Annotated in this window: 19 protein-coding genes and 1 pseudogene; 7 read left to right on the forward strand and 13 right to left on the reverse strand. The window is 42.8% G+C overall.

Going from position 1 to position 21915, the window contains the following annotated elements:
* Nucleotides 1-70 precede the first annotated feature (70 nt).
* Complete coding sequence (gene rimO, locus PQG45_RS08565; RefSeq protein WP_315577055.1) at nt 71-1393, forward strand: 30S ribosomal protein S12 methylthiotransferase RimO; 1323 nt, start codon at nt 71-73, stop codon at nt 1391-1393.
* Here rimO and PQG45_RS08570 read toward each other — a convergent pair.
* Both PQG45_RS08570 and rpmB read right to left on the reverse strand, forming a co-directional pair.
* Entirely contained in the window at nt 1390-2463 is a 1074-nt protein-coding gene (locus PQG45_RS08570) for a HesA/MoeB/ThiF family protein (RefSeq protein WP_315577054.1), read from the reverse strand. The two genes, rimO and PQG45_RS08570, sit on opposite strands and share 4 nt — an antisense overlap.
* 63 nt (nt 2464-2526) lie before the next feature.
* Nucleotides 2527-2766 (reverse strand): 50S ribosomal protein L28, encoded by a 240-nt coding sequence (gene rpmB, locus PQG45_RS08575; RefSeq protein WP_316070688.1) that lies wholly within the window; start codon nt 2764-2766, stop codon nt 2527-2529.
* Between the two features lie 137 nt (nt 2767-2903).
* Between rpmB and PQG45_RS08580 the strand changes: the two genes are divergently transcribed.
* Nucleotides 2904-4016 (forward strand): endonuclease/exonuclease/phosphatase family protein, encoded by a 1113-nt coding sequence (locus PQG45_RS08580; protein ID WP_315577052.1) that lies wholly within the window; start codon nt 2904-2906, stop codon nt 4014-4016.
* On the opposite strand, the gene PQG45_RS08585 is transcribed toward PQG45_RS08580, so the two are convergent.
* On the reverse strand, nt 4008-5261 hold the full coding sequence (locus PQG45_RS08585) for an aspartyl protease family protein (RefSeq protein ID WP_316070689.1): 1254 nt from the start codon (nt 5259-5261) through the stop codon (nt 4008-4010). The genes PQG45_RS08580 and PQG45_RS08585 overlap by 9 nt on opposite strands.
* A 54-nt stretch (nt 5262-5315) precedes the next feature.
* On the opposite strand from PQG45_RS08585, the gene PQG45_RS08590 reads away from it, so the two are divergent.
* On the forward strand, nt 5316-6635 hold the full coding sequence (locus tag PQG45_RS08590) for an APC family permease (protein ID WP_315577050.1): 1320 nt from the start codon (nt 5316-5318) through the stop codon (nt 6633-6635).
* On the opposite strand, the gene PQG45_RS08595 is transcribed toward PQG45_RS08590, so the two are convergent.
* Nucleotides 6618-7802, reverse strand: a complete 1185-nt coding sequence (locus tag PQG45_RS08595; protein WP_316070690.1) for a D-alanyl-D-alanine carboxypeptidase — start codon at nt 7800-7802, stop codon at nt 6618-6620. The two genes, PQG45_RS08590 and PQG45_RS08595, sit on opposite strands and share 18 nt — an antisense overlap.
* Nucleotides 7803-7912: 110 nt before the next feature.
* On the opposite strand from PQG45_RS08595, the gene PQG45_RS08600 reads away from it, so the two are divergent.
* Nucleotides 7913-9301, forward strand: a complete 1389-nt coding sequence (locus tag PQG45_RS08600; protein WP_315577048.1) for a sodium:solute symporter family protein — start codon at nt 7913-7915, stop codon at nt 9299-9301.
* Here PQG45_RS08600 and PQG45_RS08605 read toward each other — a convergent pair.
* A complete protein-coding gene (locus PQG45_RS08605; RefSeq protein WP_315577047.1) occupies nt 9276-9716 on the reverse strand; it encodes an NUDIX domain-containing protein in 441 nt (146 codons plus the stop codon). The genes PQG45_RS08600 and PQG45_RS08605 overlap by 26 nt on opposite strands.
* 74 nt (nt 9717-9790) lie before the next feature.
* Between PQG45_RS08605 and PQG45_RS08610 the strand changes: the two genes are divergently transcribed.
* A complete protein-coding gene (locus tag PQG45_RS08610; protein WP_315577046.1) occupies nt 9791-10885 on the forward strand; it encodes a Nif3-like dinuclear metal center hexameric protein in 1095 nt (364 codons plus the stop codon).
* A gap of 38 nt (nt 10886-10923) precedes the next feature.
* Complete coding sequence (locus tag PQG45_RS08615; protein WP_315577045.1) at nt 10924-11751, forward strand: zinc ribbon domain-containing protein; 828 nt, start codon at nt 10924-10926, stop codon at nt 11749-11751.
* 126 nt (nt 11752-11877) lie between these two features.
* Here the strand turns inward: PQG45_RS08615 and accD are convergent, their stop codons facing one another.
* The 7 genes from accD to PQG45_RS08650 all read right to left on the reverse strand — a co-directional run bounded on the left by accD (nt 11878) and on the right by PQG45_RS08650 (nt 20073).
* Nucleotides 11878-12723, reverse strand: a complete 846-nt coding sequence (gene accD, locus PQG45_RS08620) for an acetyl-CoA carboxylase, carboxyltransferase subunit beta (RefSeq protein WP_315577044.1) — start codon at nt 12721-12723, stop codon at nt 11878-11880.
* A gap of 49 nt (nt 12724-12772) precedes the next feature.
* The gene (locus tag PQG45_RS08625) at nt 12773-15373 is read right to left on the reverse strand and encodes a T9SS type A sorting domain-containing protein (RefSeq protein WP_315577043.1); all 2601 of its coding nucleotides are present in this window, start codon (nt 15371-15373) and stop codon (nt 12773-12775) included.
* Nucleotides 15374-15391: 18 nt separating this feature from the next.
* Nucleotides 15392-16039 carry an HAD family hydrolase gene (locus tag PQG45_RS08630; protein ID WP_315577042.1) on the reverse strand — a complete coding sequence of 216 codons (648 nt, stop codon included), beginning with the start codon at nt 16037-16039 and terminating at the stop codon, nt 15392-15394.
* Nucleotides 16040-16041: 2 nt separating this feature from the next.
* Complete coding sequence (locus tag PQG45_RS08635; protein ID WP_315577139.1) at nt 16042-16803, reverse strand: MBL fold metallo-hydrolase; 762 nt, start codon at nt 16801-16803, stop codon at nt 16042-16044.
* A gap of 13 nt (nt 16804-16816) precedes the next feature.
* Nucleotides 16817-17185, reverse strand: coding sequence for a response regulator (locus PQG45_RS08640; RefSeq protein WP_315577041.1), 369 nt, complete (start codon nt 17183-17185; stop codon nt 16817-16819).
* 121 nt (nt 17186-17306) lie between these two features.
* Entirely contained in the window at nt 17307-17816 is a 510-nt protein-coding gene (locus PQG45_RS08645; RefSeq protein WP_315577040.1) for a DUF2911 domain-containing protein, read from the reverse strand.
* Between the two features lie 22 nt (nt 17817-17838).
* Complete coding sequence (locus tag PQG45_RS08650) at nt 17839-20073, reverse strand: DUF5916 domain-containing protein (RefSeq protein WP_315577039.1); 2235 nt, start codon at nt 20071-20073, stop codon at nt 17839-17841.
* A gap of 107 nt (nt 20074-20180) precedes the next feature.
* Between PQG45_RS08650 and PQG45_RS08655 the strand changes: the two genes are divergently transcribed.
* On the forward strand, nt 20181-20897 hold the full coding sequence (locus PQG45_RS08655; protein WP_315577038.1) for a YebC/PmpR family DNA-binding transcriptional regulator: 717 nt from the start codon (nt 20181-20183) through the stop codon (nt 20895-20897).
* Nucleotides 20898-20948: 51 nt separating this feature from the next.
* On the opposite strand, the pseudogene PQG45_RS08660 reads toward PQG45_RS08655, so the two are convergent.
* Nucleotides 20949-21818: pseudogene (locus tag PQG45_RS08660) on the reverse strand (IS3 family transposase); the annotation flags it as partial.
* Between the last annotated feature and the right edge of the window lie 97 nt (nt 21819-21915).

The raw sequence follows: 21915 nt of genomic DNA on the forward strand, positions 1-21915 counted from the left end.
TCCCGTCGCAATGAAAATCCACCTGAAGCTGCAAATTAATTCGTAAATTACACGCTTATTCAACACACGCATGAAAACCAAAGTTAGTCTAAAGCCATCCATCAATATCGTTACACTCGGTTGTTCCAAAAACCTAGTTGACTCCGAAGTCCTTTTTACCCAATTAAAAGGAAACGGCTTGGAAGTGACACACGAGGCAAAAAAAGACAGCGCAAACATTGTTGTGGTTAACACATGCGGGTTTATTGACAATGCCAAACAAGAATCAATCGATACCATTTTGCGCTATGCAGATGCCAAAGAGGCTGGCAAGATCGATAAATTATATGTCACGGGTTGCTTATCGCACCGTTACAAAGATGACTTAGAACGTGAAATTCCGATGGTCGATTCGTTCTTTGGAACAAATGAATTACCTCGCTTGCTGAAAGCCTTGAAGGCCGATTATAAGCATGAATTAGTAGGCGAACGTTTATTGACAACGCCAGCACATTATGCCTATTTAAAAATTGCAGAAGGTTGCGACCGCCCATGTAGTTTCTGTGCAATCCCAATCATGCGTGGCGGACACGTTTCGCGTCCGATGGATGAATTAGTCAAAGAGGCTAGCTCATTAGCGAAGAAGGGAACCAAAGAATTAATCCTGATTGCCCAAGATTTGACCTTTTATGGATTGGATTTGAAGGGTGAGGGGAAATCCGGCCGACAACTCAAAGAACTTTTAGAACGCCTATCCGATGTTCAAGGCATCGAATGGATCCGTTTACAATATGCTTACCCAGCAGGTTTCCCAATGGAAATTTTGCAAACGATGGCGGAGCGTGAAAACATCTGCAAGTACTTGGATATGCCGCTTCAAAGTGGATCCGATGCAATGTTGAAACACATGCGCCGCGGAATCACCCGCGAAAAAACGGAACAATTAATCACGGACATTCGTGAAAAAGTACCTGGAATCGCTTTACGAACAACCTTGATTTCGGGTTATCCTGGGGAAACAGATGCCGATTTTGAAGAAACCTATTCCTTCGTTGAACGCATGCGTTTTGATCGTTTAGGTATTTTTAATTATTCACACGAAGAAAATACCCATGCTTATTCTGTGCAAGATGATGTACCTGAAGAGGTGAAACAAGAGCGTTCGGATGAGATTATGGCGCTCCAACAAGGTATTTCGGAAGAATTGAATCAAGCAAAAATCGGCCAGACATTCAAGGTCATGGTGGATCGCAAGGAAAGTGGATTCTTTGTGGGTCGCACAGAACACGATTCTCCAGAAGTAGATAACGAGGTATTAATTCCGGCTGAGCAATTTGCCCGCCAGGGAGATTTTGTTCAAGTAAAAATTAACAAGGCAGAAGAGTTCGACTTATACGGGGATATCGTTTCTTAATAACGTGGGATGGAATCATCCACTTCGCGCGACCAAGCATCGATGCCGCCAGCTAAATTAATAAGGTTCTCAAAACCTAGTTGGCGCAGGTGCTTAATCACAAACATCGAACGCATCCCATGGTGACACACAACTAAACCGGGTACTTCGCGCGGAATTAGGTCAATTTGCAATTGATTCATCGACATGCAGATAGATCCTGCAATTTGCGCCTCCTCCCATTCGAAAGGCTCTCGCACATCGAGTACAAACTGAATATCGCCCTGACTGATCGCATCTGCGGCATCAACGGCATCCAGCTCTACAGGTACCCATGCTTTCACGGGAAATATGCGTTCCGCTGCATCCAAAGTACGCTCCATCCGAAATTGATGCATGCGCATCGACCGAACATCCCAGCGCAACAAATGATTTTGGGCTGGGGATGACATACCCGCAAGATAAAAAATAGCCTCTTTGGCCTGCATGAGTCCCATCATGCCCGGCAGAAACCCGAGAACACCTGCTTCATTGCACGTTGGGATTTCCCCCGCCGACGGCTCATCAGGAAATAGACACCGATACGTAGGGCCCGTCCCATGCGCATTACAAACGGCTAATTGCCCCTCCCAGGTGTGTATAGCCGCATAAACAAATGCTTTGCCAAATTTAACACAGGCATCATTAATCAGATAACGTGTATCAAAATTATCCGTACAATCCACCACTAAATCGACTGATTGAACGAGCTGGTAATTCGCCATCGAGAATTTCTCCGGCTTCGCATCGACTTGCACATGGGGATTCAAAGCTTCTACGAAATCTTTGGCCAAAAGCACTTTCGACTGACCGATTTGATCTTCTCGATAGATGGTTTGTCGGCCTAAATTGCTCAACTCCACCACGTCGTGGTCGATGAGCGTCAAATGACCCACCCCCGCAGCAGCCAGGTATGGAATAACGCTTACGCCCAAGCCACCCGCGCCGACAATCATGACATGCGCTTGCTTGAGCAACAACTGCTTGGCCTCATCCCATTCGGGAATGGCTAATTGCTTTTGATAACGTGTAAATTCAGTTGAGCTTAACATGGGCAAATAAAAAAAGCCTCCTTGGTTTCAAGGAGGCTAATTTCGGTAAAAATCTTGATATAATTAGATCGACAAAGTACCCTTACGAGCAGATGCGATTAATGTTTTCTCGAAACCGTTTTTGTTGATCGTACGGATTGCTTTCGCAGATACTTTCATACGAACCCAAACACCTTCAGACTCTAAGAAAAATTTCTTTGTCTGCAAGTTCGGATAAAACTTACGTTTTGTCTTATTGTTCGCGTGAGATACGTTGTTACCTACACGAGTTCTCTTTCCAGTTAATTGACAAACCTTTGCCATAATATGTTGTTTTTAAAATTGAATGCGATTCTAAAATGGTTTCCCTTAAAGGGATTGCAAAAGTAGGAAATATTTTGAAAAATCCCAAAGGTCTTTACAAAATTTATAAAATGCCTACGATTGTGTATCTTTGAGTCATGGCAAAGCGAAAAACCGACGAATCCGTTAGCAAGAAAATCATCTCTTCCCTGATCTGGTTAGGAACCTTGCCATTATGCCTTTACACACTACTGACCTATTTATTAAGCTATTCGCTGATTGTAGACCACTGGCTTGCAGGCTTCATTATGATGACCCTGCCGTATGCGCAAGTGCTCTGTTTAATTTCTTTGATTTATTGGATATTTCGTCGGGCCAAACGCGCCTTATTACCCCTCATCGTGCTCGCTTTAGGCTATGGATTTATTCAGCGGAGTATTGTTTGGAATACAGCAAAACCTGCGACAAAAAAAGACCTGCGCGTCCTTAGCTATAATGTGTATGGCATGTACTCCAACAATTACAATGGGAACGAAGAAAAGGTCAAAGCGCTGAAAAGTTTCATGCTGGAATACCAAGCGGATGTAAAATGCTTTCAAGAATTCTATTCGCACGCAGATCGCAAAGCATATCGGAGCATCAACATGATGAAGGAATCCTATCCGCATTACGCCTTTATTCCCTTGAAAGAAGATTTTTTTGAGGCCAAAGAAAAAATGGGTTTGGCGATATTCTCTAAATACCCCATCATACATCAGGCAGGCAAACAATTTGGTAATTCTGCCAATGGATATTTGTACGCAGATATCGTCGCAAAAGAAGATACCTTCCGCATCATTAATGTGCAGTTATGGTCAATGGGCATTCGTGTGGGACGCGTAACAGGTAAAATTCGTGATCAAGATTATGAAGATGCGAAGAAAGAAGGTCGAGGCATCATGAATTCGTTACGAAAAGGATTTATTCATCACAAAGATGAAATGTCGCAAATTAATCGCTTGATCCAGGAAAGCATGTATCCGGTGATTGTCGTGGGCGATTTAAATGAGACGCCTTATGGCTGGGCCTATGGAACCTTGCGGGAGCGCTTAAAAAATTCATTCGAGGAAGCGGGCCGCGGATTTGGCTTTACATTAAACAGAAGTCCTTTCATTGTCCGCATCGATAACCAATTTTATTCGAACGAATTTGAGGTGAAGCAATTCGTCACACTTCGCAACATTGGCTATTCCGATCACTTTCCGATTGCCGCAGATTACGAATTAAAATAAGGGTCGTAAGGTAAATTGCACCAACTGAAACGAATTTCCTCGTTTGAGTAGCATTTCAATCCGCTTCCCCTCTTTTTTCTTTAAAAGGTGGTAAATTTCTCCCAAACGATAATTACCCGCGCGAACGCGATTGATCATCAAAATTTCATCCCCAGGCAATACACCAGCCTCCTCAGCCGGTGAATTCTCCTCCACAAACTCAACAAAGAAGGTTCTGAATTGTGGCCCTGTAGCCCGCAAGCCTAATCCAGACAAACCCAATTCAAACTTTTGCCTCCAACGGCGCGCAATCGGTTTAAATACGACATATTGGTCTAGGTAGTGAAATGTGACCACAAAGCGACGGAAAAATTCTCCTCCAAGACTTCCTCCCTGCACATGGCTCGTATCTTTTAAAAACTTACTGATGGGAAAAGCAGTGGGAACATTAGACCAAGTCCAAGGCCCTAAGCGCAATTCGGGAACACGACCCATTTTTCCCATGATGGCACCATTCAAGCCTTTGCCTAGGTTAACGGGTTTTGCTGAAAATTGAAATAGGCTCGAATCGACACCCGCATCTTCTAAAAATAAGACATGTCCAGCACCTGAATCCAACAACAATCGATTGGCGATTGGGCCCTTTTTACTCTGTATCTCGGCTGCCTGCAAATAAGGCTTGTTGTCAATCAAGGCGATTGGAAATCGGATACCCGCACGTTTTTTGTATCGGTAGTTTTCAGCCTGCGTCAAAATGAGTCTTTGCTTGGCATAATCAATCGTCACGACCAAATTTGAAAATAACTCGTAGCCTAGAACACCTTGGATTTTGGTGCCCACATAATCCGAAAGATTTAACTGATCGCTGGATACATAAATCAGGTTTTGATGATAGGCCGCGGCTTTTCCTACTTGTAATTTCACATCGATGAGGACTTGGGCTTGAATCGAAGGACCATCGCCTAAGCCCAGCAATTCGATTTGTCGAATAGGCTTAATCCCCAATTGGCGAAACACCGTTGTGTCCGTGAGCAACGTAGTCCCCAAACCCGTGTCAAGTAAAAACCGAAGCGTATCCGAGGCGTTAATCTTAAGGGGTATGACGACTAAATTCGCATGAAGTTCAAAAGGTACTTCTATTTTTTTTTGCTTTGTGGGCCAATGGAATCCTAGGCCAAATTCTTTCAAAGAATCCAACGTTCGCTCATCGCCTTTGGAGGCGAAAACAAGCAGTGCAAAAATGATTGAAATCCAAGCTGTGCGCATGACACCTAAATCTACTCAGGTAAAACGAAAAAATCATCTATTTTTGTCTTAGCCATGCAGAAAAAATCAAGTAATCAATTGTGGAAAGTATTGGGTACCAGCTTCGGCGTGGCGGTAACCCTCGGAGGAACGGTTGGAACCGGGATTTTACGCAAACCGGGGCCTATCGCAGAACTCTTACACAATCCTTCTCTCATTATCGGGTTATGGATTCTTGTTGCCATCTACGCGCTCTTAGGCGTAAGTTGCGTCCTTGAATTAAGCCTTTCCATCCCCAAGGCTGGCGCCTGGTATGGCTATGCCGAACGGGCTTTCGGACGTTACGTGGGCTTCATTGTTGGCCTAAGTTCTTGGCTCGGAACCGTTACCGCTCTCGGTTTCGGGTCTTACACCTGTAGCGAATACCTTGCCATTCTTTTCCCTAGCTTACAAGATTATGTATTGTATTGCGCCATTCTAATCCTATTGCTCCTGTGGTTTTTTCACCAAATGGGGGTTGTTCTTGCAGGCAAATCACAGGAATGGCTCAGTGGAATAAAAGCGCTTGCACTCATCGGATTTATTATCATTTGTTTTGAGCATGGGGACGGCGGTACTTGGCATTCAAGTCCAGCTGCACCGAGCGGCTTACCGCTCTGGTCAGGGATACTGACTGCTTTGCTCTCGATTTTCTATGCCTTCGACGGTTGGCACACCGCCGCCTATTTCACCGAAGAAAACAAAGATCCCCTCAAAAGCATGCCCAAATCGATGTTTATTGGGGTCATTGTCGTCGCTGTCATTTATATACTCATCAATATAGGTATCCTAAACACACTTTCATGGGCTGAATTAAGCCAAAGTAAATTGGCTGCAGCGGATGCCATGCAAAACATTCTGGGTGCCCAAACAGGTCGATGGGTAACGACCTTTTTAATGTTGAGTATCCTCGGAATCCTAAATACCCAAGTCATGTTCGCGCCTCGCGTCATTTACTCGATGAGTCGGGATGGTTTATTTTTTGCCGGGGCTGGAAAAGTGAATGCGCAAGGTAGCCCTACAGTTGCCACCCATATGACAGTTGGCCTCGCTTGTCTATTTTTAGTGAGTAGTCAGTCGATTAGCGACCGATTGTCCGACATAGCCACCTTCTTTTTTGTGGCCAGCTATTTAGCGGGATTTGCTTCGTTATTACGCTTGAGAAAAACGGAACCGAACTTGAATCGCCCCTACCGCGTTTGGGCTTACCCTTACTTGCCCTTGCTACTCGTGATGATTTCGAGCTTGTTTTTGGCAGGCACTCTGCTTCAAAACACCTCGAGCATACCGTTTGTGATCTGCTTTTTTGCAATCAGTTACTTAGTTTACCGATTTGGACTAACGAAGCGTGTTTAATAAGTCCATCACATCCTGTTTCATCGACGTCAAGGAGCGATTCCCTAGATTACACATGATGGCAAATGCATACGTTTTCCCTTGGGCATTTAGGTAGTATCCCGCCAAATTATAGGTGTTACCGAATGATCCCGACTTCGCATAAAAGCGCGAATCAAGCGTACTCGTACCCATTTTACGAATTGTTCCTGTCCGACCCGATTCGGGTAAAAGTTTGAATAATCGAGCTTCACTTACCTCGTCTTTCAACTTCAACAGGACAGAAACCAAATCCCTCGGCCGCATCAAATTGTAGCGCGAAAGCCCTGAACCATCTACCCATTTCAAAGGCAATAAAAGCGAGTCTTCTTTTTTCAGATTCTCAATGATCTTATTCGTAGGCCCAACCCAATTTTTCTGCGCGGCCATTACGTACATCAACTGTTCAGCAATTTGATTATCACTGAAATGCAACATCGGGAGATATAGACTATCCGTTTTACCTGCGTAGGCTAACACTGCACGTGCATCATACGCTTTCGGAAGATTTATCACCGGTTTTCCAAGCTCAAAACTTAATAAATCAGCCGTTTGTTTGGATGAAGTAATAAAGGGTACCACCACAGTAGGCATCGTTTGAACAGCAGGTAAAGCAAACGAATTAGCATTTCGGTCGCGCTGTACAAAAGGACTAGAACCTGTTCTTACTAACGGTGTAAAAAAGGCCGGTGATACTTCGACCACACCTGATTTAATAGCAAAACGCACTTGATTATTGTACATCGGAATGGATGAAATTTCGGCAGAATAATCGTCCGCATAGTCATCCCAGGCCCAACCACTCCCCAAAGGGCGAATATGTTCATCGGAATCGGCCAGGACCAATACTTTATTTGTCGAACGGAGCTTTTTCAACAAGGCATCCCCTTGTAAACGTGGATGCAGTAAACTAGGATCACCCGTTCCCCAGAAATAAAGGCTATCCGAAGTTTCTAAATAGCGATAGGTTGGAATGGAGTCAGGCAAGATGCGGTTCGCTTCCAAGAAAGTCACCAATTTAGCATTCGATGCGGGCATGAAATAGTGGTCGGCCTGATGCTGAAAAACAACTTTCCCGGAGCTTACTTCTTGAATCAAAATACCAGAAGCCTGTTCATCGAGTTGCCCCTTTTTGAAAGCTTTATTCATTCGAGTGCTCGTACACGATAGGGCTAAGCAGCAAAGGAACGCAAGGTATGCCAGTTGTTTCATAACTTAAAGGTAAAAAAAATATGTATTTTCGTGCTTAAATTCTTGAAATGCTCGTAGGTTTCGTCATCTTTTATTTAGTGCTCAACTTAGCCGTAGGTTGGTTTGCTAGCACGAAAGTGCGGACAACGACCGACTTCGTTTTGGCCGGTAGAACCTTGTCATTTGGATTAGCGACCATGGTCACCTTCGCCACCTGGTTTGGCTCGGAAACGATGCTGGGCGCCCCACGCGAATTTGTTCATGGCGGACTATATGCTATTATCGAGGAACCTTTTGGTGCAGCTTTGGGATTATTTATTGTGGGCGCTATCTATGCTCGAAAACTATATCCACTCCCCGTTTTAACATTCAGCGATTTCTTTCGAATTCGATTTGGGGGTGTGTCTGAAAAAATATCTGCATTAGTCATGATCCCCTCCTATTTTGGGTGGATATCTGCTCAGCTCGTTGCCTTGGGCCTTACCTTACATCTTTTGCTTCCCATCAGTACGGAAATAGGCATTGTAATCGGGGCATTATTGGTCATGACCTATACACTCATGGGCGGGATGTGGTCGATTTCCATCACCGACTTCCTGCATAACATCATCTTGATTGTGGGCTTGTTAATTTTGGCTTATTTATTAATGGATAAAATTCCAGATTGGGGGGTATTTATTGACCAACAGCCCAAAGGATTTTTCCGATTCACCCCGCTAAAAAACACATGGGTCGATTGGCTTCAGTACATCGGGGCTTGGATGGTCATCGGCCTGGGAAGTATTCCCCAACAAGACATTTTCCAACGGGTCATGTCGGCAAAAAGTAGCCCAATTGCTGCCAAAGCAAGTATCGCAGCAGGTACAATGTATTTAACGATTGCCATGCTACCCTTACTAATCGGGCTCATGGGTGTTCGATTATACCCAAGTTTATTAGCTGATGATACCTTACTCATCCCACATTTGGTGATGCGATTCATGCCCTACGGAATCCAAATTTTATTTCTCGGTGCTTTGCTTTCGGCTTTATTAAGCACGACGAGTGGTGCGATTTTAGCGCCCGCATCGGTATTAGGCGAGAACCTTTGGAAACCATTATTGAAGCACCCATCTGATAAAAAAGTATTGGGAATTATTCGCCTTTCGGTTGTATTCGTGACGATGGCCTGCATTTGGATGGCTGTGAGCCGACAGAACATTTTCGAATTAGTGGGAGAAGCTTCCGCCTTCAGCTTAGTTTCCCTGTTTATCCCATTGAATGCAGGATTGTGGTGGAAAAAGGCAAGTGCCATGGGAAGCCACTTGAGTATGCTTTTAGGTCTTTTTGTTTGGGCCTATTTTCACTTTGTACAACCTTCAGAAATTCCCGCCATTTGGTATGGACTCCTTGCTAGTGTATTGGGTTTGCTTATTGGCACCTATGGATTGCCTAGGCCAACCAAGGTTGCTGAATAGTTCCGATGTATTTTCCTTTTTGCTGAGTCAGAAGTAAATCCAGCAAATTTTCGCCTACGTTGGGATACATCGTCACGTTTGCAATTTGTTCAATCGGCATCCATAAGACCTCCATTGCACTCGTTTCATCCGCTTGTAATTCAGGGATACCTGCGAGTAATTCACCTTCAAAAAGTATGTGTAAAACATCGTCTCGTTGTTCGCTACCACTCACTTGGCCCATGACAAGCATTTCGCCAACCTCCACATCGATGCCTAATTCTTCCATGCATTCGCGTGCGATGGTTTCACTTAGTAATTCGCCTGGATCTGGATTCCCACCGGGAAGATTATAGATAAAATGGTCCCCGTACTGATATTTCATGACGAGTAAATGATTGTTTTCAATTAAGACTAGGGCTGGTCTGCAACGCATAAATTAGGGTAATACACTTTAAATTAACATTATTTTTCGAATTGTCCTACCTTTGTCACGTTAAAACCTGCCAAATGACCGTTCAAGACGTTTGCAATTCCATGGAAACATGGGCGCCATTAAGTTGGCAAGAATCCTATGACAACGCCGGCCTCCTCTGCGGAAGCCGATCGCAGCCTGTTTCAGGCGTCTTAATCAGCCTAGATTGTACGGAGGCCGTGGTTCAAGAGGCCATCAATCAAGGCTGCAATATGATTGTCGCTCACCACCCCATTATTTTCAAAGGACTAAAATCCCTGACGGGCAAGGATTATGTGGAGCGAACAATGATTTTGGCCATTAAAAACGATATTGCAATCTATGCGAGTCATACGAATTTAGATCATGCGCCACAGGGAGTTAGTTACCAACTTGCTCAAAGACTCGGGTTAGAACAAGGGCGGGTTTTACGTCCATTTAAGCAGGCTTTAAAGCAATTGACCTACTTCGTCCCTACGGACGCTGCCGAAGCGACGCGTACTGCTTTACATGCAGCCGGAGCGGGCAACATCGGGAACTATACGGAATGCAGTTTTAGTCAAGAAGGAACCGGCCGCTTTACACCAAACGATCAAGCGAATCCAAGTATAGGGACAAATAATCAAGCGGAGGAGGTCACGGAAGAACAAATTCAAGTGATTTATCCGGCCCATTTGGAAAGTTCGATACTGAAAGCGTTGAAAGCCTCACACCCTTACGAGGAGGTGGCGTATTACATTCAAGGATTAGACAATACCTGGGATGAAGTGGGATCAGGCTATATCGCAGAATTACCCCAAGCGATGGATGCTACATCATTCAGCACCTATTTAAAAGAAAAACTGGGTTTGGCTCATTTCCGACATACAGCCTGGCTAGGTCGCCCGATTAAGCGGATTGCTTTGTGTGGAGGAGCAGGAAGTTTTCTTCTTGCGGATGCAATTAAAGCTGGCGCGGATGTATTTATCAGCGGTGATTTCAAATATCATGAATTCTTTGATGCCGAAAATCATTGCACCATTTGCGATATAGGCCATTATGAATCAGAAGTCATGATAAAGGATGCAATCCATGCTTATTTATCAAATAATTTTAGTACTTTTGCCGTTCTGAAAAGTATGACCAACAGCAATCCTGTGAGTTATGCTTAATTTTAGAGCGAATTAATAATTCAAACGCAACAAGAAGAATGGCTACAGTTACCGAAACTACAATTGCCCAAAAGTTAGAAGCCTTATTAAAGCTTCAAACCATTGATTCAGCCTTAGACAATATCAAGAAAGTAAGAGGTGATTTACCTGAAGAGGTTCGTGATTTAGAGGATGAAATCGCAGGTTTAGAAACACGATTAACGAAATTCCAAGCGGAAATCAGTTCATTCGAAGAGCAAATCTCGAATTACAAAATTTCTAAAAAGGATTCAGATAAGCTTATTGTTAAGTACAAGGAGCAACAAATGAATGTCCGCAACAACCGTGAGTTCGATGCAATTTCAAAAGAAATCGAATTACAAGGTTTAGAAATGGAAATTGCTGACAAGCGCATTAAAGAAATCGAATTCAAAGTATTGAACAAAAACGATGAAGTCGCTAGCGTAGAATCGAATTTACATGAGCGTAAAAAAGATCTTGAAATCAAACAAAAAGAATTAGAGGTGATCATCGGCGAAAGCGAAGAAGATGAGCAAAAATTCTTAAAAGATCGTGATAAAGCGTTGAAGAGCGTTGAGGAACGTTTGTTGAAATCTTACACAAAATTACGCGATAACGCAATCAACGGCCTAGCGGTTGTGATGGTGAAGCGTGGTGCTTGCGGCGGATGTTTCAGCTCAGTACCTCCACAACGTCAAACAGACATCAAAGACAAGAAGAAATTAATCGTTTGTGAGCATTGCGGACGTATTCTTGCAGGTGTTGAGGATCCAATCCCAGCGCCAGAAAAAGAGAAAAAACCACGTGGTAAAGCTGCAACAGCAGCAGCAGCGGCAGCAGCCGCAGCAGCAGTTCCTGCTGAATAAGTTTCCACGACATTGCATATTAAAAAGCCTAACTTCCCGTTAGGCTTTTTTTATGCCCTTTGAAAATCCTGGTAAATAAAAAAAGCTCAGCCTTCCGACTGAGCTTTCTTGTATGAAGTACTTTACTTAATTCTTTAACATCCCTAACAGGGCACTTAGTTTATCTTTCATATCCTTACGATCAACGATAAAATCAAGGAAGCCATGATCCAAGACGAAATCAGCGCTTTGGAAACCTTTAGGCAAATCCTTACCAATCGTCTCCTTAATGACACGGGGACCGGCAAAACCGATTAATGCACCAGGTTCAGCGATATTGAAATCACCCAACATAGCAAAAGAAGCGGTAACACCACCTGTGGTTGGATCTGTTAATAATGAGATGTACGGAATTTTCGCTTCCGCCAAAAGTGCAAGACGAGCAGATGTTTTGGCCATTTGCATCAACGAAAAACCCGCTTCCATCATACGTGCACCACCTGAACGTGAAATCATTAGGAAGGGAGTTCCTGTTTTCAAGGAATGATCGATGGCCCGGGAAATCTTCTCCCCTACCACAGAACCCATTGAACCACCGATGAAACTAAAGTCCATCGCTGCAATCGTAATAGGCATACCATTCATATCCCCGTAAGCTGCACGAACAGCATCTTTCAAGCCTGTTTTATGCTCGGTCGCTACAACACGGTCCGTATATTTTTTCGTATCCGTAAAGTTCAATGGGTCACCCGAACTTAACATCGGATCTAATTCCGTGTAACGGGATTGATCAAACAATAACTCAAAATATTCTTGAGAACCAATTTTTTCGTGGTAATTACAGCTTGAGCAAGTAAATGCAAACAGGCGATGCTCCCGTGTATGTAAAGCCTTTTTACAAGACGGACACTGATACCAAAGTCCATCGGGTGCTTCACGTTTAAATTCCGTGGGAGTTTGAATCCCTTTATCTTTCCTTGTAAACCAAGACATACTGCTAAATTAAATGTTCGCAAAGATAATTAAAAAGGCATTAGCTTCCTTATTTGACCATCACAAATCGCCTCAACACCAACTGATTTTGTACCTGCAATTGCAAAGCATAGGTACCAGAACTCAAATAAGACAAGTCAATTTGCTGCTCAAAACGATTCCCTTGTGTCGGGTAGCTTTGGTTAAATACAGGTCGCCCCTGCAAATCAATGACACGTAAGACAAGTCCATCCAAATCCGCGGCTTGCTCGTAAATCACCTTCAAAGTCCCAGCGCTGGGATTTGGAGAAATCTGCAAACCTTTTGTTAATGCCGTAGGCTCAATCGCTAATATCGGGTCAACTTTAGGTCCTTGAATTTTCAAATTATCAACGGCCCAACCCCAGCCATGCGCACCCACATCAGCATGCAAACGGAATCGTATTACGACTTCGTCATTTACCTTAAAATCACCGGATGCGAGTAAATCTATTTCATGACTTTTCACAAGCGAGCTCGTCGCAATCGCCGTCGAATTTCCATCTGCGTCTCCCGCACTATTGTATTTAGATAACCAAGCAGCGTTTAAACTTGCATCCCACCCGTTGGCAAAATTAGACCAGGTCTTCCCTTGGTCTTTCGAACCTTGCACAATAACATAATCATAAAAACTCCGATTCACACTTCCATCGGAATTTAAAAAGGGTTCTCCGGTATCTCCTGGCTCGACTAAAACAATCTCATCAAACGTTATTTTAGGATTTTCAGCGCTTATTTTGATCGGTTTTAACAATAGGGCATCGTTATTCGTAAACTTATCAGATCCCCCGGCACCATCATAGGATTCTTCATTACCATCTGCATAGGGATGTGCAGAATGTAGGGCAACACTTGAGAAACCTGTGGTTTGAATTAAATTAAACCCTTTTAAAAAGAAATCACCGCTAGGGGTCGAATCAAAGTTTTGCACGTAGGCTGACACAGGATCCGCCAAAGCCAAGACTTTGAAATCATAATAGCCACTCGAAGGCAGGTAAACAACATTGGAAACCTTAGCCGCATCAGCCACAATCACACGATAGCGAACCACATCTCCAGCTTTCAATTGACCCGCCGTAAAATTAAATGCAGTCGAATAGCTAAACGTTTCACCGGCAACTTTCGTAAAGTTTTGACGTTCAAAAGGCGCACCATTGATTGAATACTCCATGTAAACCGAAGCGATTCCTATATTATCGGAAGTAAGTAATGTAGGTAAATTGATTTTTGTCTGACTTGTAAAAATATATTTTATCGGATTCTCATACAGTACGACTGGTTTTACCGTATCCGCACCAATGGTAAAATCATAATAACTACCAAAATTCGTACCTGAAATCACAGGTGCCTGCGCAGGTGTAGTAAATTTCTTTCCTCCCGCATCATTGGCTGTCCAGTAATAGTTAATCTTCCGCGTCGCATTGGATTTAGGCAAGGTGTACGTGTACGTATTACCCGATTTCACCAAAGGAACCGACGTAGCGGACAAAATACTCTTATCGATCGCCATCATCAACTTGACCGAAGATTCATTGATTAAGGTATCTGAATAAACCTTCGCTGAAAAAATAATATCCTTACTCACATCTTCCGTATCATTATAATTATCAGCAATAATATTGGAAGAAGACCAGCCAAAATCATTGAATGCCCCAAGCACAATTGGGCCAATGTCGCGCGTTAACTCACCACGCGCAATTTGTGGGGTCATCAAAGCATTTGGGTCACCTACTTTGTAGGTTGCTTGATCGACGTGGTAGGTACTCGAACCTTCCGAATAGTTATTGGGCGCGTATAATTTAGCCTTAGCACCATTTAAACGCGTAATGGACGGAGAATTCAAGAACAAAGCTCCGGATGTCAACTGTGTTTTTAAGGCCGTGGAAGGGTTGTCGATTTGGCTCGTATCCGTCAAGGCCACTTGGTCCGCATTCACCATGAATTGATCAAAAATGCCGGGATAACCGTACCCAGCTTTGGTGTTGTCACTTGAAGATAAACCCATTTGACCGATGAATCCAAGCCCATGACCAAACTCATGCAAAACAACCGAGTATAAATCAATTTGATTGATTTTGGGAACACCATCTGTTCCTGTATACCAATCCGTAAAATCGGAATTAAAGGTAGCTAAGATGTCTGGATTTGAACCATTCAAATTCTTATGGGCCATTTTCTCAGCCAATGCTACTGGATACCAGGTATTCAGGCGATCGCAACCCACAAAATTACGCACATTCGTAGAAGCACCCGCGCTACCCAATACACCGGCCGCCAAAGATCGCCAGCGGATGTAAATATTAATGGGAACATCCGAATTCAAGGTACTAGCCCACAGATTCGCTGCACGTTCAAAGATAATTTTAACGTCATCAGGCGGTATCGTTTCGTAAGTCACAATCACTTGCGTTCCCGCTTTCACATATTGCTGTGATTGCGTTGCACGTGCATTTCGATTTTGAATCTCGTCTAGCATGCGCTCCGAATAGCCTGCAGGAAGTTCCCGGTGAATACCCGTTTTTTCCGGCGTGTATTCCTCAACAATAATACCCGGCTTAAACTCCATCTTAAGCTTTTGAGCAAAGAGATTGCTTGCACAGCCCAATAACATCAATAATACATATTTTTTCATATCGCGCGAAGCTAGTGATTAGGAAATTCTTTCTTCTAAGTGTTCAAATAAATTGACGAAATCAGCCGCAATCCAATGTGTGTGCGCCAATTCTTCCGCCGTATGCGATGTAGTAATGCCGACAACCTGCATACCTGCATTCAATCCGGATGCAATCCCTTGCAATGAATCTTCAATAACCCAGCAGTCGGCAGGATCTACGCCTACAAGCGCTGCGGCTTTCAAGTAAATCTCAGGATCCGGTTTTCCTTTACGAACTTCGGCTCCACCAATAATGGCATCAAATTGATCCCGAATACCTAATCCGTCAACAATAAAATCGATGTTTCCAGGACCTGCTGAGGTTGCTAGGGCTGTTTTAATGCCATGCGCGCGAAGCGCCTTTATAAATGTAACTAAACCCGCAGCGGGCTTCATGTGTTCTTTGTAAAAACCGCGGTATAAAATTTCTTTTTCCTCTTCAAGTACTTCAACTTCAGAACGGCTCATTTCCTTTTGATAGAACCACTCAAAGGTATCTTTGGAATTCATCCCATTCAATTCCCGGTAAAAAACCTCACGGGTCAATGGAATATTATGACGTTCGCAAAATAACAACCACGCATCAACGTGATAAGGTAAATTATCGACCACAACACCGTCCATATCAAAAAGTACAGCTTTCATATTTATAGGCTTAGGCTCAGGCCATCATAGGCCAAAAATACATTGGGTGGTAATTCCTGTTGGACCGCATCATGTAAGCCCATCATGTGGCTAATATGCGTAATATAAGCCTGCTCAGGTTGTACTTGAGCAATAACAGCTAATGCTTCGTCCAAGGTAAAATGCGAAATATGGGTTGTTTTCCGAAGGGCATTGATCACGAGAATTTTGGACCCTTTAATTTTTTCCAATTCTTCATCGGCAATGAAATTCGCATCCGTGATGTAGGTGAAATCTCCAAAACGAAAACCCAATACATCCAAGAAATAATGCTTGACAAAGATGGGCGTAACCTGAACGCCTTGGACAGAAAAAGGCTGACCATCTATTTCATAGACGTCTATCTCAGGTACACCGGGATATTTATTTTCGTCAAAAGCATAGGCAAATTCGCGCTTCAATTGTTCGATTACCTGCGCACGCGCATACAAAGGAATAGCGGACTGCTGAGCAAAATTAAACCCACGAATATCATCAAGTCCCGCCGTATGATCCTTGTGCTCATGGGTAAATAAAACGGCATCAACACGTTTAATCCCAGCACGTAAAATTTGTTGGCGAAAATCCGGCCCCGTATCGATAATGAAACTTTTCCCTTGCACCTGAATGTGCATGGAAACGCGTAAGCGTTGGTCACGTGTGTCTTGCGAGGCACATACCTCGCAGGAACAAGCGATCATAGGAATCCCCTGTGATGTTCCAGTCCCTAAAAAGCGTACCTGGATTGGGGACATAAATTTATTCAGTTAATGCTTTCACTTGAGAAACCAAAGCATCAAAATTCAAAGGCTTTGCTAAGAAATCATCAAAACCAACGGCTTTAAAATCCTCCATGGTATAGTTTCTTGCGTTTCCTGTAATGGCAATCATGGGAATCGCCGCTTTTTTAGCATCTGACAAAGCACGAACCGCTTTTGCACAGTCCATTCCATCCATTACGGGCATGTTGATGTCCAACAAAAGAATATCAAAATCAGCTTTCGCCAATTCATCCAATACTTGTTGGCCATTTTTCACCGCATGAATTTCAAAATTTTGAAATTCTAAAATCTTACGAGCTAAATTTTGAATGACAGAACTGTCCTCGGCGATTAATACTTTTTTCATAAAATTCGATTTGATATTTTGAGGCTAAACCTCATATTCAAGTAAAAATAGAGAAACAAATGAAATTACGCAATAAAAAAAGCGACTCAATTGAGCCGCTTTTAAAATGAATTCAAATTCCTTATTTCACATAAATAGAAACAGATGATTTATCCCAATCCAAGGAAATCTGTCCTGCAGGTGAAACGCCAATCGTGAATTTCTCCGTCATGGCATGCTCGCTAACTTTTCCTGTTACACGCAAAACATCTTTCTCTGCTTTGTAGGTATAGGCACCCCATTGTTTAGCATCACTGTTGAAAATGACCGTCCATTCCGTCGGGCCAGGAATTGTGAACAATGAATAAACACCCTTTGCCAATGGCTTACCTTGAACCGTTACGTCCGAAGAAAACTCAATGGTTGTAGCCTCATTCGCTCCCGTACGCCAAACTTCTCCAAAGGGAGCTAATGGCTTGGCATCTTTTGCAGCAAAGACTAAACGTCCCTTCACAGATGGCTGTGCATACTTGATCATCACTTCGGTGCTGCCTACTTTTTGAATAACGACTGCAGGTGGCGATGCGGGTGCTTTTTGAGCAAATGCTCCGAAAGACATCACACTAAATAAAATAGCTAAATACTTTTTCATGGTTATATATGTAGTTTATGAATTACAAATTAAGCCAATAATTTAATTTTAACACGATGGCCCGATTACGAATTTGCATAATCTCGGGAAAATAGTTGTCGGTGTAAACCAAAAACAAATCCGATGCTGGCTTGTACCGCCATTGTAAACGCGCATTTAAATTAATATTTTTTGTCTGCTGGTTCAACTGAAAAAAGGTTGCGAAAAATAGCTTATTTGAAAAGGTAATATCAATCTTGGGCCGTATGATCCAAAACTGGGACGACACTTTTTTCGCAAGCATTTTATCTGTACCCGGAATTTCCACATCTTGAATATCGTTGTAATCGACGGCCACTGAGACACTTCCATAGGGTTGGAATCGATAACCCATATCAGCTGTTAAACCTGTGCGCCAACCATTTCCAAAATACCCACCAAAACGGGAGGTTAATGCATACGTAAATAGCTTGATAGGAGATGATCCATAACGCGCATTCACCGCATACCAATCGTGCTCGGTTCCCCTTTTTAAAGCCGTATTCCCCATTCTTGTCGCATCAAAATCATACAATAATTTGACAAAATCATAGGACAGATACAAACCAAATGTTGACCGATCCTTCATGGTTCCGTCATAGGCAACGTAAGTCGTATTGTCTGTATAGGTACCCTGATTATTCCAATACGACATAGACATCAACTTCAAACTGGTATAAAACAGATTGGTATTTTTGTTTTTGGGATAAAATATTTTCGCTGCCTCCGGTTGAATTTGGAGGTAATTGATTCGGGGCACATAACCCACTTCCGGGTTGTAATGCTCGCCTACCCATTGCTCCTTAATCGAGAATGCCCAGTTATTGTCGGCATAGGCCAAAGAGGCTGCTTGTGAAAAATCGTTTCCTTGGTTCAAAGGACTAATCGTTTTCGAATAAAATAGCGAACCTGTCCAAAAATTGTCTTTTGAGGCTAGGTTGTATTCAAACCCGACATCCCGATTATAGGGTTGATAACCATTGGCTTTCTGTAAATCCGTATCAATAAACGACTCTTTATTGACCATATATACACCGATATTCGAACGAGCAAACAGTTTTCGTTGCAAGGCAATCATCGAATAATTTTGCGTAGGAACGCCCTTCGAATCAATGCGTTGCGACTGCACATTTAACGCACCAATGCGCCAATCAGGGTTTAACTTTCCACTGACACGCGCACCATAAGTAATGGGCGTCTGCTCATAAATACCGGTTTTATTATTCAGCGCTAAGCCGATTCGACGCGAGAAAAAGGGGCGAATACTCTCTGTCCCAAACCCATCAAACAAATCCGAGTTTTCGATAAAAAACTGGCGTTTTTCCGGATAAAACAATTCAAAGCGATCCAAATTCGTTTGTTGGCGATCCACATCGACCTGAGAAAAATCGGGATTCAACGTCATATCCAAATTCAAACCCGAATTGATAGCAACCTTGATATCCCCTCCTAGTTGGTTCCGCATGACAGCGGGATCCTTCGATTCGTAATTAGCCGTCAGGCCCGAAAGTCCATAGGGAATAATCGAAATATTTTTCTTGGGACTTGGAGGTGGTGTCTCCCATACCAACACGCCTGCGTATGCCAAAGAGGCCGTAGGAAATTGTCGGGGAACGGGTGCCCAGGCCGACTTCTCTTTGGCCTTTAAATCATACCGTGAAAAATTGATCCCCCAGCGTTTAATATTGTCTTTGTAACGAATCGACTTAAATGGAATAGCGGCTTCAAAGATCCATGAGTCACGTTTATAGGTCGTGGCGGATTCCCACTTATTATCCCAGTTTAAGTTTACTTTGGCGCCTTCCGACATCTGTCCGTCCCATTGAGCGCCAGCAGCATTGGCTCCGAAAGCGAAACCCGTTGTTTTATCTTCGAAGGTATCGATGAAGACCAAAAAATTATCATTAACTCCAAAAGAGAAGTCCCGCTTCATGGACTCGACGACAAAAGCACCCGGCTCCTTTAAAAAACATTCCGCTGAAATGTAAATGTATTTATCGTCATAAGACATTTTCACATCCGTTCGCACTTGGGCACATAACGAGTCAAAAGGATTACACATCATGAAATCGCTGACAGCCGCGGCATCAAACCATGCTTGCTCATTCAAAACACCATCAATCAAGACCTTTCCTGTCGTTTTTTGAATGTGCATTTGAAACTTGTCGTTGATTTTCTGCGCTTGAAGCGTTGGAATCAAGCAGCTCAGAAAGCACAGGATGAGAAAAACTCTTTTCATACTCGTTTAAATAGGTTAACAAACAAAGGTAAGTTATTTTTACCGGGGACTTGTGGGTCTTATAGGGCTTGATTATTTTTGCATCAAAATTTTAAAACAGCATACGCATGGGAAGAGCATTCGAATTCCGAAAAGCACGAAAATTTAAACGTTGGGGCCAAATGGCCAAGACCTTCACCAAAATTGGTAAAGATATTGTCATCGCAGTAAAAGCTGGCGGCGGGGACCCTGCTTCGAATTCACGTTTAAGAGCCATCATTCAGAATGCGAAAGCAGTGAATATGCCAAAGGAAAACGTGGAACGTGCCATCAAACGCGCAACTTCCAAAGATCAAGAGGACTACAAAGAGATTGTTTACGAAGGATATGCACAACATGGCATCGCGATTCTCGTAGAAACAACCACAGATAATATCAACCGTACAGTAGCAAATATCCGCTCATCGTTTACTAAATGTGGTGGTTCATTGGGCACAACGGGAATGTTGGATTTCATCTTTGCCCGTAAATCGGTTTTCAAAATTGCCGCGAAACCAGAAATCGATTTAGAGGAATTAGAATTTGAATTAATTGACTTAGGTGTGGATGAGGTGTTCTTGGATGAAGAGACGAACCAAATCAATATTTATGGAGAATTCACCGCTTTCGGTGGAATTCAAAAATACTTAGAGGGTCAAGGATATGAGTTGTTAGGTGCCGACTTTGAACGCATCCCCGACGAAACGAAAGAGTTAACGGATGCGCAAGTTGCGGATGTCGAAAAACTAATCGAGCGACTTGAAGAAGACGACGACGTTCAGAACGTTTACCATAACATGGGATAAAGAAAAAGGCCATCCGTGGACTGAACCCCAAAAGTTGGACAAAGTTAGTAATTAATTATTAATGTGATGAGCTCGGTATTGCACCGGGCTCATTCCGTTTAAATTCAGTTTGATTCTTTCATAGTTGTAGTATTTGATATATTCATTGATTTCTTTTTTTAGCTGTTTTATTGACTCATATTTGTTTAGGTAAAATAGTTCTGATTTTAATGTTCCAAAGAAGTTTTCCATGACTGCATTGTCCAAGCAGTTTCCTTTTCTAGACATGCTTTGTTGGATTCCATTGTCTCTCAAAACAGCTTGATACTGCTTCATTTGGTATTGCCAGCCTTGATCTGAGTGCATCAGAAGGGCTGTTGATTTCGACTTCTTTTTCACCGCCTTTATTAGCATATTCATGACATTTTTGAAATCAGGTCGTTCTGATAAGTCATAGGTAACGATTTCCTGATTATATAAGTCTAATACAGGCGACAAGTACAGCTTCTTTCCTAATACATTAAACTCTGTTACATCGGTTGTCCATTTTTGATTAGGTGCCATTGCTTTAAAAGCCCTGTTTAATATATTTGGCGCTACTTTACCTTGCTCTCCTTTGTAGGATTTATATTTCTTCCTTCTAATCAAGCTCTTTAATTTCAAGCTGGTCATTAGTCGATGAACAGTTTTATGATTAATTAGGTGGCCGGCTTGACGCAATAGAATGGTTATACGCCGATAACCTAATCTACCCTTATGTTGATGATAGATTAGTCCAATCTCTTGCTTTAGCTCCGCGTATTTGTCTGCAGTCCCTTGTTTTGAATAATAATAAAAACAACTCCTTGCCAATTTAACACAAGTAAGCAATACTGCTAACCTGTGCTTATGCCTTAGTTCACTTACGGCTTGCGCTTTTTGTCTGCTTGAACTAAGGCTTGAAGCTTTTTTAGCAAGTCATTTTCAGCCCTTAGGTATTCATTTTCCTTAAGTAATTCTTCTTCTCTTGTTAGAGGCTTCTGGGCTTTCTTTACGTTGG

Origin of the sequence: Aquirufa regiilacus (genome assembly GCF_032470275.1) — a bacterium.
GTDB lineage: Bacteria > Bacteroidota > Bacteroidia > Cytophagales > Spirosomataceae > Aquirufa > Aquirufa regiilacus.

Bases quoted from the DNA above. Each gene is read 5' to 3' on its own strand.
- PQG45_RS08605 (WP_315577047.1), bottom strand. From the start codon at position 9,716: ATGCGTTGCAGACCAGCCCTAGTCTTAATTGAAAACAATCATTTACTC.
- PQG45_RS08650 (WP_315577039.1), bottom strand. From the start codon at position 20,073: ATGAAAAGAGTTTTTCTCATCCTGTGCTTTCTGAGCTGCTTGATTCCA.
- rpmB (WP_316070688.1), bottom strand. From the start codon at position 2,766: ATGGCAAAGGTTTGTCAATTAACTGGAAAGAGAACTCGTGTAGGTAAC.
- PQG45_RS08580 (WP_315577052.1), top strand. From the start codon at position 2,904: ATGGCAAAGCGAAAAACCGACGAATCCGTTAGCAAGAAAATCATCTCT.
- PQG45_RS08585 (WP_316070689.1), bottom strand. From the start codon at position 5,261: ATGCGCACAGCTTGGATTTCAATCATTTTTGCACTGCTTGTTTTCGCC.
- PQG45_RS08640 (WP_315577041.1), bottom strand. From the start codon at position 17,185: ATGAAAAAAGTATTAATCGCCGAGGACAGTTCTGTCATTCAAAATTTA.
- PQG45_RS08590 (WP_315577050.1), top strand. From the start codon at position 5,316: ATGCAGAAAAAATCAAGTAATCAATTGTGGAAAGTATTGGGTACCAGC.
- PQG45_RS08625 (WP_315577043.1), bottom strand. From the start codon at position 15,373: ATGAAAAAATATGTATTATTGATGTTATTGGGCTGTGCAAGCAATCTC.
- PQG45_RS08600 (WP_315577048.1), top strand. From the start codon at position 7,913: ATGCTCGTAGGTTTCGTCATCTTTTATTTAGTGCTCAACTTAGCCGTA.
- accD (WP_315577044.1), bottom strand. From the start codon at position 12,723: ATGTCTTGGTTTACAAGGAAAGATAAAGGGATTCAAACTCCCACGGAA.
- PQG45_RS08655 (WP_315577038.1), top strand. From the start codon at position 20,181: ATGGGAAGAGCATTCGAATTCCGAAAAGCACGAAAATTTAAACGTTGG.
- rimO (WP_315577055.1), top strand. From the start codon at position 71: ATGAAAACCAAAGTTAGTCTAAAGCCATCCATCAATATCGTTACACTC.
- PQG45_RS08630 (WP_315577042.1), bottom strand. From the start codon at position 16,039: ATGAAAGCTGTACTTTTTGATATGGACGGTGTTGTGGTCGATAATTTA.
- PQG45_RS08570 (WP_315577054.1), bottom strand. From the start codon at position 2,463: ATGTTAAGCTCAACTGAATTTACACGTTATCAAAAGCAATTAGCCATT.
- PQG45_RS08595 (WP_316070690.1), bottom strand. From the start codon at position 7,802: ATGAATAAAGCTTTCAAAAAGGGGCAACTCGATGAACAGGCTTCTGGT.
- PQG45_RS08610 (WP_315577046.1), top strand. From the start codon at position 9,791: ATGACCGTTCAAGACGTTTGCAATTCCATGGAAACATGGGCGCCATTA.
- PQG45_RS08645 (WP_315577040.1), bottom strand. From the start codon at position 17,816: ATGAAAAAGTATTTAGCTATTTTATTTAGTGTGATGTCTTTCGGAGCA.
- PQG45_RS08615 (WP_315577045.1), top strand. From the start codon at position 10,924: ATGGCTACAGTTACCGAAACTACAATTGCCCAAAAGTTAGAAGCCTTA.